11 protein-coding genes are annotated in these 14,924 nt (G+C 61.6%); all 11 read right to left on the reverse strand.

What is annotated here, in order from left to right:
- Position 1: 1 nt before the first annotated feature.
- Positions 2–1,633, reverse strand: coding sequence for a CTP synthase (locus tag EL191_RS15630; protein ID WP_041981056.1), 1,632 nt, complete (start codon positions 1,631–1,633; stop codon positions 2–4).
- A 150-nt stretch (positions 1,634–1,783) separates the two neighbouring features.
- Positions 1,784–3,106, reverse strand: a complete 1,323-nt coding sequence (gene tilS / locus EL191_RS15635; RefSeq protein ID WP_041981057.1) for a tRNA lysidine(34) synthetase TilS — start codon at positions 3,104–3,106, stop codon at positions 1,784–1,786.
- 58 nt (positions 3,107–3,164) lie between these two features.
- On the reverse strand, positions 3,165–4,115 hold the full coding sequence (locus EL191_RS15640; protein ID WP_013716409.1) for an acetyl-CoA carboxylase carboxyltransferase subunit alpha: 951 nt from the start codon (positions 4,113–4,115) through the stop codon (positions 3,165–3,167).
- Positions 4,116–4,254: 139 nt separating this feature from the next.
- Positions 4,255–7,785, reverse strand: coding sequence for a DNA polymerase III subunit alpha (gene dnaE, locus EL191_RS15645; RefSeq protein WP_041981058.1), 3,531 nt, complete (start codon positions 7,783–7,785; stop codon positions 4,255–4,257).
- Positions 7,786–7,856: 71 nt separating this feature from the next.
- Positions 7,857–8,483, reverse strand: a complete 627-nt coding sequence (gene rnhB, locus EL191_RS15650) for a ribonuclease HII (RefSeq protein ID WP_041981059.1) — start codon at positions 8,481–8,483, stop codon at positions 7,857–7,859.
- On the reverse strand, positions 8,483–9,616 hold the full coding sequence (lpxB, locus tag EL191_RS15655) for a lipid-A-disaccharide synthase (protein WP_041981060.1): 1,134 nt from the start codon (positions 9,614–9,616) through the stop codon (positions 8,483–8,485). Before lpxB ends, rnhB begins: the two co-directional genes overlap by 1 nt.
- Before the next feature lie 5 nt (positions 9,617–9,621).
- A complete protein-coding gene (gene lpxA, locus EL191_RS15660; protein ID WP_013716413.1) occupies positions 9,622–10,398 on the reverse strand; it encodes an acyl-ACP--UDP-N-acetylglucosamine O-acyltransferase in 777 nt (258 codons plus the stop codon).
- Positions 10,395–10,835: a 3-hydroxyacyl-ACP dehydratase FabZ gene (fabZ, locus tag EL191_RS15665; RefSeq protein ID WP_017363778.1), complete on the reverse strand. Its 441-nt coding sequence runs from the start codon at positions 10,833–10,835 to the stop codon at positions 10,395–10,397. Before fabZ ends, lpxA begins: the two co-directional genes overlap by 4 nt.
- A 47-nt stretch (positions 10,836–10,882) precedes the next feature.
- On the reverse strand, positions 10,883–11,938 hold the full coding sequence (lpxD, locus tag EL191_RS15670; protein WP_013716415.1) for a UDP-3-O-(3-hydroxymyristoyl)glucosamine N-acyltransferase: 1,056 nt from the start codon (positions 11,936–11,938) through the stop codon (positions 10,883–10,885).
- Positions 11,939–11,940: 2 nt separating this feature from the next.
- Positions 11,941–12,444, reverse strand: coding sequence for an OmpH family outer membrane protein (locus EL191_RS15675; RefSeq protein WP_013716416.1), 504 nt, complete (start codon positions 12,442–12,444; stop codon positions 11,941–11,943).
- Between the two features lie 44 nt (positions 12,445–12,488).
- Positions 12,489–14,849 carry an outer membrane protein assembly factor BamA gene (gene bamA / locus EL191_RS15680; RefSeq protein ID WP_013716417.1) on the reverse strand — a complete coding sequence of 787 codons (2,361 nt, stop codon included), beginning with the start codon at positions 14,847–14,849 and terminating at the stop codon, positions 12,489–12,491.
- Between the last annotated feature and the right edge of the window lie 75 nt (positions 14,850–14,924).

Genomic DNA, 14,924 nt, shown 5'->3' on the forward strand with positions numbered 1-14,924 from the left:
ATCAGACCTTCTTCGCTTTTTGCGCCAACGCGGCGTTGACGAAACCACTGAACAGCGGATGACCGTCGCGCGGCGTGGAGGTGAATTCCGGGTGGAACTGGCAGGCAACGAACCACGGATGATCCGGGGCCTCGACCACTTCGACCAGCGCGCCGTCGCCAGAGCGGCCAGTGACCTTCAGGCCAGCCTCGGTCAGCTTCGGCAGCAGGTTGTTGTTGACCTCATAACGGTGGCGATGACGCTCGACGATCACGTCCTTGCCATAGCAATCGTGTACCTTGGAGCCGCCCTGCAGTTGGCAATCCTGCGCCCCTAGGCGCATGGTGCCGCCCAGATCGGAGGTTTCGCTGCGCTGCTCGGTGGCACCGGTTGCGTCCTGCCACTCGGTGATCAGACCGACCACCGGATGCTGGCTGGCCATGTCGAATTCGGTGGAGTTGGCGTCGGTCCAGCCCACCACGTTGCGGGCGTACTCGATCACCGCGACCTGCATGCCGAGGCAGATACCCAGATAAGGGATCTTGTTCTCGCGAGCGTACTGCACGGTCTTGATCTTGCCTTCCACGCCGCGCAGACCGAAGCCGCCCGGTACCAGAATGGCGTCCACGCCCTCAAGCAGCGCAGTGCCCTGGTTCTCGATGTCTTCGGAGTCGATGTAGCGCAGGTTGACCTTGGTACGGTTCTGGATGCCCGCGTGACTCATCGCTTCGATCAGCGACTTGTAGGCGTCCAGCAGTTCCATGTACTTACCGACCATGGCGATGGTGACTTCTTTTTCCGGGTTGAGCTTGGCATCGACCACGCGATCCCACTCGGACAGGTCGGCACCGCCGCACTCCAGGCCGAAACGCTCGACGACGAAGTCGTCCAGCCCCTGGGCATGCAGCACGCCTGGGATCTTGTAGATGGTATCGACGTCTTCCAGGCTGATCACCGCACGCTCTTCAACGTTGGTGAACAGGGCGATCTTGCGACGCGAGGACACGTCGATCGGGTGGTCGGAACGGCACACCAGCACGTCAGGCTGCAGGCCGATGGAACGCAGCTCCTTGACCGAATGCTGGGTCGGCTTGGTCTTGGTCTCGCCGGCGGTGGCGATGTAGGGCACCAGGGTCAGGTGCATCAGCATGGCGCGCTTGGCGCCCACTTCCACGCGCAGCTGGCGGATGGCCTCTAGGAACGGCTGCGACTCGATGTCGCCAACGGTGCCGCCGATTTCCACCAGGGCCACGTCGGCATCGCCGGCACCCTTGATGATGCGACGCTTGATCTCGTCGGTGATGTGCGGAATGACCTGGATGGTCGCACCCAGATAATCACCACGGCGCTCCTTGCGCAGTACGTCTTCGTACACACGGCCGGTGGTGAAGTTGTTGCTCTTGGTCATCGTGGTGCGGATGAACCGCTCGTAGTGACCCAGGTCGAGGTCGGTCTCGGCGCCGTCGTGGGTGACGAACACCTCACCGTGCTGGAACGGGCTCATGGTGCCCGGATCGACGTTGATGTAAGGGTCCAGCTTGAGCATGGTGACCTTCAGGCCCCGCGCCTCCAGGATGGCCGCCAGTGAAGCCGAGGCGATGCCTTTCCCCAATGAAGAAACAACACCACCCGTGACGAAGATGTAGCGCGTCATGAAAAACCCTAGAAGTCTGCGTTTAAGCGGTCAGTGCCGCCGGGGAAAGCGAAGGAGCGCCATCGACAACACAATGGCAAGCTCGCCAAGCTCCCTGAGGGAGTCGGCAAAAGCTGTATTAAGACGGGAGCGTAGTCTACCCGAAAGGCCTTACCAGCTCAAACCTTGCTCGCCGATAGGCGGCGACCAGTGCAGACGCACCCCGCTGGCCTCGATTCCTGGCTCTTGCGTCAGGTTCGCCACCGCCATCAGCTCATCGCCATCGAACAACAGCGGCAGGCGTGAGCGCACGAATAAAGGCACGCGCCTTTCATTGAGCAGGCGCTTGAGATCACGCCTGCCACGCCCCGGCACCTGTAGTGACTCACCGCCCTGGCGGTAACGCAGGTGCCAGCGACCTTGCGGCATCTCGCCCTGTAGATGCACATGACCATTGTCGGGAAGTTCGACCAATTCGGAAAACGAGTCGCAGGCTAGATCGAGTGGCTCCAGCGGCCGCAGCCACTCACCACTGAGCCACCAAAGCCGCCCATCGGCGCGGTGCAACTCGCCATCGGCCAGTTTCCAGATCGGCGCCGCATCCGTGGCGGCATCACGCAGGTCACACCAGCCGGCCCAGTGATCGCTATCGGGCAAGCGCGTCAGCGGCGCCAGCCAGTGGCGCAGCAGATTGCGCTGACGCGCATCGCTCAGCGCGGTCACGGCCGACAAATCCAGAGAAGGCAACGGCAGCCAGGGTAAAGCGCAAACGCCACGCGCAGCCAGCAGGTCCGTCCCAGCCAGTTCGTCCAGCAATTGCTGGGCCTCGCTCAAATGGCCGGCACTGCGCGCAAGGCTTGCCGTCACCTGCGGCCAGCGCTCAGCCAGCAGCGGCATCACCTGCCTGCGCAGGAAATTGCGGCTGAAGCGCTCGTCGGCATTGCTCGGATCCTCGACCCAGGCAAGCCCATGACTCTGCGCATAGGCATGCAATTCGGCCCGCGAGCAGCCGAGCAAGGGCCGAAGCAGAGTGCCGCGACCCAATGAGCGACTGGCCGGCATGGCCGCCAGGCCCCGTACGCCAGCCCCGCGCAGTAGACGAAACAGCAGGGTTTCGGCCTGGTCGTCGCGATGCTGGGCGCCTAGCAATACCTCGCCTGAGCCCAACCGCTCAGCGAACGCCGCATATCGCGCCCGCCGCGCGGCCTGCTCCAGGCTGGCCCCTGGCGCCACCTGCACCCTGACGATGTCCAGTGGAATACCCAGCCGCGTGCAAACCTGCGCGCAATGCTCAGGCCAGCCATCAGCCGCCGGCTGCAGCCCATGATGGACATGAATGGCGGACAGCGCTGGCAACTCCTCGTACCTCGCCCAGGCGGCGAGCAGATGCAGCAGCACGCTGGAATCCAGGCCACCGGAGAAGGCGATACGCCAGGCAGGAGCTGTGCGCCAGGGCTGCATGGCCTGGCGCAGGCGAATGGTGAGATCGGTCATCGGCCAAGCTTAAACAACAACGGGCCCGAAGGCCCATTGAGATATGCGCTGAGTGAACTCAGGCGATGCCGTAGCTCATCAAGCGATCGTAACGGCGCTTGAGCAGCGCATCGGTATCGTGCTTCTGCAGGCTGGCGAGCTGCTTGGTCAGCTCCTGGCGGATCGACTCCGATGCTGCGGCCGGATCACGGTGCGCGCCACCCAGCGGCTCGGCGATCACCTGATCGACGATACCCAGATCCTTCAGACGCTCGGCGGTGATGCCCATGGCCTCGGCAGCATCCGGCGCCTTCTCGGCCGTACGCCAGAGGATCGAGGCGCAGCCTTCCGGCGAGATCACCGAGTAGGTGGAGTACTGCAGCATGTTCAGCTGGTCGCAGACGCCAATGGCCAACGCACCGCCGGAACCGCCCTCGCCGATAACGGTGGCGATGATCGGGGTTTTCAGGCGCGCCATCACACGCAAGTTCCAGGCGATGGCCTCGCTCTGGCCACGTTCCTCGGCATCGATACCCGGGTAAGCACCGGGCGTATCGATGAAGGTGAGGATCGGCATCTTGAAGCGCTCGGCCATCTCCATCAGGCGGCACGCCTTGCGGTAGCCTTCTGGACGCGGCATGCCGAAGTTGCGGCGTACCTTCTCGCGCACTTCACGGCCTTTCTGGTGACCGATGATCATCACCGGTTGATCAGCCAGGCGCGCCACACCGCCGACGATGGCGGCGTCGTCGGAGAAGTGACGGTCGCCGTGCAACTCGTCGAACTCGGTGAAGATGTGCTGAATGTAGTCCAGGGTGTAGGGGCGGCGCGGGTGACGCGCGAGCTGCGCGATCTGCCAGCTGGTCAGGTTGCCGAAGATGCTTTCGGTCAGGGCGCTGCTCTTGTCCTGCAGGCGGGCAATCTCGTCGCCGATGTTCAGCGCGTTGTCATTACCAACCAGGCGTAGCTCTTCGATCTTGGCTTGCAGGTCGGCGATCGGCTGTTCGAAATCGAGGAAATTCGGGTTCATAGTCATCCGTCTTGCGTCGACGGCCAAGTGGCCGGGGAGCTGTATCCATTAGGCGCCCTACCTTAAGGGATAGGGCGCAGCGGGTCGACACCCTCGGGTGCCTTTGCTGTCACGAAGAGGAAATTCCCCCCCTCGTATATCAGCGGTAGTGCAAAAAGACGTTGTCGCGCCCGAACTGGTCACGCAATGCCTGAATCAAAGTGTCAGCCGGGTCGATTCGCCAGGCATCGCCGAATTGAAGCAAGGCGCGTGCCTCCTCGCCACTGTAGTCGACGGTCACCGGGCAAGCGCCCTTGTGCTTGCTGCACAACTCGGCCAGCCAGCGCAGGCGATCGCCTTTGAGCGCTTCACTGGCGACCTTGACGCGCAGGCTGTCGGCCAGGCCGGTACGCGCCTCTTCCAGGCTCATCACGCGCTTGGCACGCAGACGCAGGCCACCGGAGAAGTCGTCGTTGCTGACTTCACCTTCGACCACCACCAGCGCATCGTTCTGCAGCAACGCCTGGTTGCTGGCGAAGGCGTCGGCGAACAACGAAGCCTCGATCCTCCCTGATCTGTCATCCAGGGTGATAAAGCCCATCTTGTCGCCCTTCTTGTTCTTCATCACCCGCAGGTTGACGATCATCCCGGCGATGGTCTGGGTGTCACGCGCAGGCTTCAACTCGACGATGCGCTGGCGGGCGAAGCGGCGGATCTCACCTTCGTACTCGTCGATGGGGTGGCCGGACAGGTAGATACCCAGGGTGTCCTTCTCGCCCTTCAGGCGCTCCTTGATCGGCAGCTCGCGCGCCTTGCGATGGTTGGCGTAGACATCCGCCTCTGGTTCGGCGAACAGCCCGCCGAACAGGTCCATGTGGCCACTTTCGGCGCTACGCGCGGTCTGCTCGGCGGACTGCACGGCCTCTTCCATGGAGGCCAGCAGCACGGCGCGGTTCTTGTCCACGCTGGCCTGGTAGGCCTTGAGTTCGTCCTGATAATAGGGGCCGAGGCGATCCAGCGCACCGCTGCGGATCAGCGCCTCGAGGGTGCGCTTGTTGATGCGCTTGAGGTCGACGCGGTTGCAGAAGTCGAACAGGTCCTTGAACGGCCCACCCTCGGCACGGCATTCGACGATGGCCTCGACCGGCCCCTCGCCCACGCCCTTGACCGCGCCAAGGCCGTAGACGATACGACCGTCGTCGTTGACGGTGAACTTGAACTCGGAGACGTTCACGTCCGGCGGGTCGATTCGCAACTTCATGTTGCGGCACTCTTCGACCAGGATCACCACCTTGTCGGTGTTGTGCATATCCGCCGACAGCACCGCCGCCATGAAAGGCGCCGGGTAATGCGCCTTGAGCCAGGCCGTCTGGTAGGAGACCAGACCGTAGGCGGCCGAGTGCGACTTGTTGAAGCCGTAGCCGGCGAACTTTTCCACCAGGTCGAAGATGTTACCGGCCAACTCGGCATCGATGCCGTTGTTGGCGCAGCCCTCGATGAAGCCACCGCGCTGCTTGGCCATTTCCTCGGGCTTCTTCTTGCCCATGGCGCGGCGCAGCATGTCCGCCTGGCCCAGGGTATAACCGCCCATCACCTGGGCGATCTGCATCACCTGCTCCTGATACAGGATGATGCCGTAGGTCGGCTTGAGCACCGGTTCCAGACCAGCGTACTGGTAATCGGGGTGCGGGTAGGACAGCTCGGCGCGGCCGTGCTTACGGTTGATGAAGTCGTCCACCATGCCGGACTGCAGCGGGCCGGGGCGGAACAGCGCCACCAGTGCGATCATGTCTTCCAGGCAGTCGGGCTTGAGCTTCTTGATCAGCTCCTTCATGCCGCGCGATTCGAGCTGGAAGACCGCGGTGGTTTCCGCCTTCTGCAGCATGTCGTAGGTTTTCTTGTCATCCAGCGGGATGAAGTCGATGTTGACCAGTTCCTCGTCCGAGGCGCCGTCGCGCTTCTGGATACGGTGGATGGTCTCCATCGCCCACTTGATGATGGTCAGGGTGCGCAGGCCGAGGAAGTCGAACTTGACCAGGCCGGCCTGCTCGACGTCGTCCTTGTCGAACTGGGTCACCAGGCCGCCGCCCTCCTCGTCGCAGGCGATCGGCGAGAAGTCGGTGAGCTTGGTCGGCGCGATCACCACGCCCCCGGCGTGCTTGCCGGTGCCGCGCACCACGCCTTCGAGCTTGAGCGACATGTCCCAGATTTCCTGGGCCTCTTCGTCATTCTTGAGGAACTCGCGCAGCGGCTCCTCCATCTCGTAGGCCTTCTCCAGGGTCATGCCGACCTCGAAGGGGATCATCTTCGACAGACGGTCGGCCAAGCCGTAGGACTTGCCCTGCGCCCGCGCCACGTCGCGTACCACAGCCTTGGCCGCCATCGAGCCGAAGGTGATGATCTGGCTCACCGCGTTACGCCCGTACTTCTCGGCCACGTAGTCGATCACCCGGTCGCGGCCGTCCATGCAGAAGTCGACGTCAAAGTCGGGCATGGAAATCCGCTCGGGGTTGAGGAAACGTTCGAACAGCAGGTCGTAGGCCAGCGGGTCGAGGTCGGTGATCTTCAGCACGTAGGCCACCAGCGAACCGGCCCCCGAACCACGGCCTGGACCGACCGGCACGCCGTTGTTCTTGGCCCACTGGATGAAGTCCATCACGATCAGGAAGTAGCCGGGGAAACCCATCTGGATGATGATGTCGAGCTCGAAGTTGAGACGGTCGATATAGACCTGCTTCTTCGCCTCGTAATCCGGCGTGTCCTTGGGCAGCAGCACTTCGAGACGCTCTTCCAGGCCCTCGAACGAGGCATGGCGCAGGTAATCGTCGATGCCCATGCCATTGGGCGTAGGGAAGTCCGGCAGGAAATACTTGCCAAGCTGCACGTCGATATTGCAACGCTTGGCGATCTCGACGGTGTTCTCCAGTGCTTCTGGCAGATCGGAGAACAGCTCCCACATTTCTTCGGCGCTTTTCAGGTACTGCTGATCGGAGTAATTGCGCGGCCTACGCGGGTCATCCAAGGTACGCCCCTCGCCGATGCAGACGCGCGTTTCGTGCGCCTCGAAGTCGTCCTGCTTGATGAAGCGCACGTCGTTGGTGGCCACCAGTGGCGCCTCGACACGATCAGCCAGCGCTACGGCGGCGTGCAGATACTCCTCATCACCGACACGGCTGGTGCGCTGCACTTCGAGATAGAAACGATCCGGGAACACCGCCATCCACTCGCGCAGGCGCGTTTCCGCCAGCACTTCGTCACCGCCCAGCAACGCCTGACCGACTTCGCCTTCACGCGCACCGGACAGCGCGATCAGGCCCTCGGCAGCGTCCTTGACCCAGTCACGCTGGATGATCACCAGGTCGTTGCTCTGCCCTTCAGCCCAACCGCGGGAAATCAGCTCGGTGAGATTGCGGTAGCCCTTGGCATTCATCGCCAACAGGGTCAGGCGCGTCAGCGGGCCATCTTCCTCGGCGCTGGCCATCCAGATGTCAGCGCCGCAGATTGGCTTGACCCCGGCCCCCATGGCCGTCTTGTAGAACTTCACCAGCGAGCACATGTTGCTCATGTCGGTGACCGCCACTGCCGGCATGCCGGCCCCCGCGACGGCTTTGATCAGCGGCTTGACCCGCACCAGACCATCGACGAGGGAGTATTCGGTGTGCAGACGCAGGTGGACGAAAGCTTGGGTCATGGGCGGCCTTGCAGGTGAAAACGACAAAGCGCGGATTGTAGCCTAAGAGGGTCTGGCTTAGGGCCAGAGGTTCAGATCGGGGCTGCGATGCAATCGACAGCTACAGGCTCGAGCAACGCGCGCACTGGCGCGAAGGAGCGCCGATGGATGGGCGTCGGCCCCAGGCGTTGCAGGGCTTCCAGGTGAACAGGGGTGGGATAGCCTTTGTGACCGGCAATGCCGTAGCCGGGATAGAGGCGATCCATCTCGACCATCTCGCGGTCGCGGCTGACCTTGGCCAGGATCGAGGCCGCCGCAATTGCCGGAACGCGGCTGTCGCCCTTGACCACCGGTGCACTCGGCACCGCCAGCTTAGGGCAACGGTTGCCGTCGATCAGCGCCAACTTGGGCGTTACGCTCAGCCCCTCTACTGCGCGCTGCATCGCCAGCATGGTGGCATGCAGGATATTCAGGCGGTCGATTTCCTCGACCTCGGCGCGGGCGATGCACCAGGCCAGGGCCTTCTCACGAATCTCGTCAAACAGCAATTCACGGCGCGCCTCAGTGAGCTTCTTCGAGTCGTTCAGGCCGATGATCGGCCGCGCCGGGTCGAGGACCACCGCAGCCGTGACCACGGCACCGCAGAGAGGGCCACGACCGACCTCATCGACACCCGCGACCAGCTCCTCAACCAGCGTGAAGTCGAGCCCCAGCTGCATCAGTCGCGCCCCGCCAGTTTCAACACCGCGTCAGCCGCCGATACCGAGGCATCACGGCGCAGCGCGCGATGGATCACGTCGAAGCCTTCGGTCTGTACCTGACCACCATCGATCAGCGGAGCCACGGCTTGCGCCAGGGCCTCTGGCGTCGCCGCATCCTGAATCAGCTCAGGCACCAGCAGGCGCTCGGCCAGCAGGTTGGGCAGCGAGATATAGGGGCTTTTGACCAGTTGCTTGAGGATGCGATAAGTCAATGGAGCCACACGGTAGGCAACCACCATCGGACGCTTGTACAACAGCGCCTCCAGAGTCGCGGTACCCGAAGCGATCAGCACCGCATCACAGGCCGCCAGCGCCTCATGGGAACGGCCGTTGAGCAGCGTCAGCGGCAAATCCCGTCCGGCCAGCATTTGCTCTAGTTGCTCGCGGCGCTCGGGCGTGGCGCAAGGCAGGAGAAAGCGAACCCCCGGACGAAGTGCACGCAGGCGGATCGCGGCGTCAAGAAACAGCTCACCGAGACGCGCGACCTCGCCACCACGGCTCCCGGGCATCAAGGCAACCACCGGCTCGTCATGCGGCAAATCCAGTGCCGCGCGCGCACCGGCTCGATCAGCCTGTTGCGGGATGGCATCGGCCAGCGGGTGGCCTACGAAGCGCACCGGTACCTGATGTTCATCGTAGAACTGCGCTTCGAAGGGAAACAGAGTCAACATCAGATCGCAGGCTTCACGAATCTTCAAAACCCGCTTCTGCCGCCAGGCCCAGACCGAGGGGCTGACGTAATGCACGGTCTTGATCCCGGCACGGCGCAGCTTGAGTTCCAGGCCCAGATTGAAGTCGGGCGCATCGATGCCGATGAACACATCCGGCTTGGCGGCGATCAGATCACGCGCCAACTGTCGGCGCCGGCCGAGCAGTTCGAAAAGACGGCCGAGCACCTCGACCAGGCCCATGACCGCCAGGCGCTCCATGGGGAAATAGGATTTCAGGCCCTCGGCTTCCATACGCGAACCACCGACACCGATGAACTCGGCGTTCGGATAGCGCTGCTTGATGGCCTGCATCAGGCCGGAACCGAGGATGTCACCGGACGCCTCACCGGCGACCAGTGCGACGCGTAGTGGTCTGGTCATAGGAATCAGCGGGTGATGCCGCGGGTAGAAGCCTGGATGGAATCGCGAAATACCGCTACTTCGGGAAACTGCGCAGCGGACTCGGCCAGCTCACTCAGGGCCTGCTCCACCGTCAGCCCCTGGCGATAGACCAACTTGTACGCCTTGCGCAAGGCCGCAATGGCTTCGGCAGAAAAACCGCGACGGCGCATGCCTTCGAAGTTCATGCTGCGCGCCTCGGCCGGGTTACCGAAGACGGTGACAAACGCGGGTACGTCCTTACCGATGGCGGTACCCATGCCGGAAAAGCTGTGCGCACCAATGCGGCAGAACTGATGTACCAGGGTATAGCCGGACAGGATCGCCCAGTCGTCGACCCAAACGTGGCCGGCCAGCGCCGTGTTGTTGACCAGGATGCAGTGATTGCCGATCACGCTGTCATGGCCGATATGGGCATAGGCCATGATCAGGTTGTGGTTACCAATGGTGGTTTCACTGCGATCCTGCACGGTGCCCCGGTGAATGGTGACACCTTCACGAATCGTGTTGTGATCACCGATCACCAGGCGCGTAGCCTCGCCCTTGTACTTCAGGTCTGGCGTGTCTTCACCGACCGAAGAAAACTGGTAGATGCGATTGTGCTTGCCGATCACGGTCGGCCCCTTGAGCACGACGTGCGGGCCGATGACTGTACCCTCGCCGATTTCCACATCGGGCCCGACAATGCTCCACGGGCCGACGACGACGTCGTCGGCCAATCTGGCACTGGGGTCGATGATCGCGCGAGGGTCAATCGAACTCATAGCTTGCGTTCCGCACAGATGATTTCAGCGGAGCAGACTTCCTTGCCATCGACAGTGGCACGGCACTCGAATTTCCAGATGCTGCGACGATCGCTCAGGTACTTCGCCTCCAGCACAAGCTGATCGCCGGGAGTGACAGGAGAGCGGAAGCGCAGTTTGTCGGAACCGACAAAATAGTACAGGGTGCCATCGGCCGGCTTCACGCCCATCATCTTGAAACCGAGGATACCGGCGGCCTGAGCCATGGCCTCGATGATCAGCACGCCCGGCATGATCGGATGCTCGGGGAAGTGACCGTTGAAGAACGGCTCGTTGATGCTGACATTCTTGTAGGCGCGAACAGTCTTGCCTTCGACGTCCAGGTCCACCACACGATCCACCAGCAGGAACGGATAGCGGTGCGGCAAATATTCACGAATTTCGTTGATGTCCATCATGTCCGGTTAAGCCTGTAAGAAAAGAAAAGAGCACGGTCGCGCCGTGCTCAGGCATCAGATGAGACGTTTGCCGTCTGGGTCACGGCGGCCAGCTGTTTTTCCAGCTCGCGCAGACGCTTGGCCATCTCGTCCAACTGACGAATACGGGCCGCACTCTTCTTCCATTCGCCGGCCGGCTGCATGGCGGTGCCGGAAGAATAGGCGCCCGGCTCGGTGATCGAACGGGTCACCATGGTCATGCCGGTCACGAACACGTTGTCGCATACCTCGATATGACCGACCATCCCCACACCACCAGCGATCATGCAGTTCTTGCCGATCTTGGTGCTGCCGGAGATCCCGCAGCAACCGGCCATGGCCGTGTTGTCACCGACCTGTACGTTGTGCGCGATCATGATCTGGTTATCCAGTTTCACGCCATTGCCGATCAGGGTGTCGGAAATCGCGCCGCGATCCACCGTGGTGTTGGCGCCGATCTCGACATCATCACCGATGGTCACGCCACCGATCTGCGCGATCTTCTGCCAGACGCCCTTCTCGTTGGCGAAACCAAAGCCCTCGCCACCGATCACCGCGCCGGACTGGATGACTACACGCTTGCCGATCTGTACGTCGTGGTACAGCGTCACGCGTGGTGCCAGCCAGCCACCGTCACCAACCACACTACGAGCACCGACCACGCAATGGGCACCGACGCTGACGCCGGCACCGATACGTGCACCGCTTTCGATAACGGCATAAGGGCCAACGCTGGCAGTTGGATCGACCTCTGCGTCAGCGGCGACCTGCGCAGTGGCATGAATTCCGGGAGCAGCCTTTGGCTTGCGATCGAACAGATGCGAGAGCTGGGCGTAGGCCAGATAAGGATTGGCGACGATCAGGGCATCGCCAGCGTAGCCTTCTGCATCAGCTGCCGTCAGCAGCACGGCACCGGCCTGGGTCTGCGTCAGGTATTTGCGGTACTGGGCATTGGCCAGGAAGCTCAACTGTTCGGGCCTGGCCTCCTGCAAGGTGGCCAGGCCCGTGATGACCTTAGCTTCAGCGCCACGCAAGGTGGCGCCAAGGCGCTCGGCCAATTGGCCGAGAGTAACTGTAACAGTCATACTTAACGCATCTGGTTCATGCGCTCGATGACTTGGCGAGTGATGTCGTACTGAGGTTTGACATCGATCACCGCACCGCGCTCGAGCACCAGGTCGAAGTTGCCGTTCTTGATCACTTCCTCGACAGCCTTATCCAGGTTCGGCTTGAGCTTGGCGAGCATCTCGCGGTCAGCGATGGCCTTGGCTTCGTTCAGCTCCTTGGACTGGAACTGGAAGTCGCGTGCCTTCTGCTTGAACTCGAGCTCAAGGCGTTCGCGCTCGGCCTGCTGCATCTTCTCGCCGTCTTTGACCATGCGATCCTGGATGCGCTTGGCATCGCTTTCCAGGGTCTTGAGCTTGTTCAGCTGAGGACCGAACTTCTTCTCGGCATCCACCGCGTAGCGCTTGGCCGCATCCGACTCGAGCAGCGCCATCTGATAGTTCAGCACGGCCACCTTCATCTCGGCGAACGCCGGAGTGGCGATCAGGGCAGCGGTGAACAGAACCAGTTGAGTCAACTTACGCACAATGCACTCCTGCAACAAAACTGTTGGCTTTCGGTGAATGAGTCTTAGAAGGTCTGGCCCAGGGAGAACTGGAATACCTGGGTATCGGCATCATCCGGTTTCTTGATCGGCATGGCCAGGCTGAAACTCAGCGGACCGAGCGCAGTGATCCAGGTCAGACCAACACCCACGGAGCTTGCCAGGTTGCTGAAATCGATATCGCAGCTGTCGCTGAGCTTCTTCTGACTGGACGAGCAGTTGGTGTCGAAGACATTACCCACATCCCAGAACAATGCGGTACGCAACGAGCGTTGATCCTTGACGAACGGCAGAGGGAAGAGCATCTCGACGCCACCCTGCACCAGAACGTTACCACCGAACGGCAGCGGATCTTGATCCGGATCACGCAAGGTACCTGGCTTGTTGCCGCTGCTCGGCGTGCTGCGTGGACCGAGGCTGCTGTCCTTGAAGCCACGAACCGAGTTGAAACCGCCAGCATAGTAGTGCTCGTAGAACGGCAACTCTGCAGTGCTGCCGTAGCTATCGCCATAACCCAGCTGCGTATGGAAACGCAGGGTGTAGTTGTCACTGATCGGTGTGAACACCTGGCCGCGGTAGTCGAGCTTGTAGAACGACAGGTCGCTACCCGGGATGGTGGTTTCCAGCACCAGGCTCTGCGAGTGACCACGGTTGGCCAGCACACCACGGTTCAGGGTCGATTCGGACCAACCGATGGACCCCTTGAAGTTCAGGTAGTTGTCACCCTCTGCGTCGATGAAATCGAAGATTTCGTCGACGGTGTAACGACCGGTGTCGATGCTGTCCTGCTGCACGGTCAGGCCATAGGTCAGGCGCGCGGTCTCGCTGATCGGGTAGCCGATATTGATACCGGCACCCAGGCTGTCCACCGAGTAGCTGGATACGTCGACATCGAGCTCATCGTAGTCGGTGGTGCGGTAGAAGGCGTTGTAACCCAGGCTGACACCATCGACGGTCCAGTAGGGGTCCACGAAACCGAAGCTGTAGCGGGTCTGGTATTCGCTGCGAGTCAGACCGATGCTGACGCGGTTACCGGTACCGAGGAAGTTGTTCTGGCTGATCGAACCACCGAGGATCAGACCGGCATTCTGCGCGAAGCCGACACTGGCGGTGATGGAGCCGGACGGTTGCTCTTCAACGCTGTAGTTGACGTCGATCTGGTCGTCGGTGCCCGGTACCTGAGGGGTTTCGACGTTGACTTCCTTGAAGAAGCCCAGACGCTCCAGACGAACCTTGGACTGGTCGATCAGGTAGGTCGAAGCCCAACCACCTTCCATCTGACGCATTTCGCGGCGCAGCACTTCGTCTTCGGACTTGGTGTTGCCCCGGAAGTTGATGCGGTTGACGTAGGCACGCTTGCCCGGATCGACGAAGAAGGTGATGGAGACGGTGTTGTCCTCGTCGTGCGCTTCCGGCACGCCGTTGACGTTGGCGAAGGTATAACCCTCGTTACCCAGACGGCGAGTGATCAGCTCGCTGGTAGTGGTCATGATCTTGCGCGAGAAGACCTGCCCTTCCTTGACCAGCAGCAGTGCACGCACGTCTTCTTCCGGCACCTTGAGGTCACCGGACAGCTTCACGTCGCGAACGCTGTATTTCTCGCCCTCTTCGACGTTGACAGTGATGTAGACGTGCTTCTTGTCCGGGGTGATGGATACCTGAGTGGAGCTGATATCCATGTTGATGTAGCCGCGGTCCAGGTAGTAGGAGCGCAGACGTTCCAGGTCACCCGAGAGTTTCTCACGCGCGTACTTGTCGTCGTTCTTGAAGAAGGACAGCCAGTTGGTGGTCTTCAGCTCGAACAGATCGACCAGATCTTCATCGGAGAACACGGTGTTGCCGACCACGTTGATGTGGGAGATGGCGGCTACGGTGCCTTCGTTGATGGTGATCTTCAGCGCCACGCGGTTACGTGGCTGCGGAATCACTTCGGCCTCGATCTCGGCCGAATAACGGCCCTGAGCGACATACTGGCGCTGCAGTTCGTTACGCACGCCTTCGAGGGTCGCGCGCTGGAAGATCTCGCCCTCAGCCAGGCCGGACTGGTTCAGGCCCTTGAGCAGATCCTCGGTGGTGATGGCCTTGTTGCCTTCGATCTCGATACCGGAAATGGAAGGACGCTCGACCACGGTGACGACCAGGACGTCGCCATCGCGACCAAGCTGGATGTCCTGGAAGAAGCCGGTACGGAACAGGGAGCGCGTGGCATCGACCAGTTGGCGATCATCGACCTGCTCGCCCACATTGAGCGGCAATGCGCCGAACACACTGCCCGCGGACACCCGCTGCAATCCGTTGACGCGTATATCGGAGATGGTGAAGGACTCGGCGTGAACTTCGGCGATCATCAATGCGGACAGTACCGCAGGTAGCAGCAGACGTTTCATGAAGTCCTTTCTTATTCCAACTGACGATAAAAACTGCCGCTTAAGCGACACTTCTTTTAAATCTTAAGAACGTAT

The sequence above is a fragment of the Pseudomonas mendocina genome (assembly GCF_900636545.1).
GTDB classification, from domain to species: domain Bacteria; phylum Pseudomonadota; class Gammaproteobacteria; order Pseudomonadales; family Pseudomonadaceae; genus Aquipseudomonas; species Aquipseudomonas mendocina.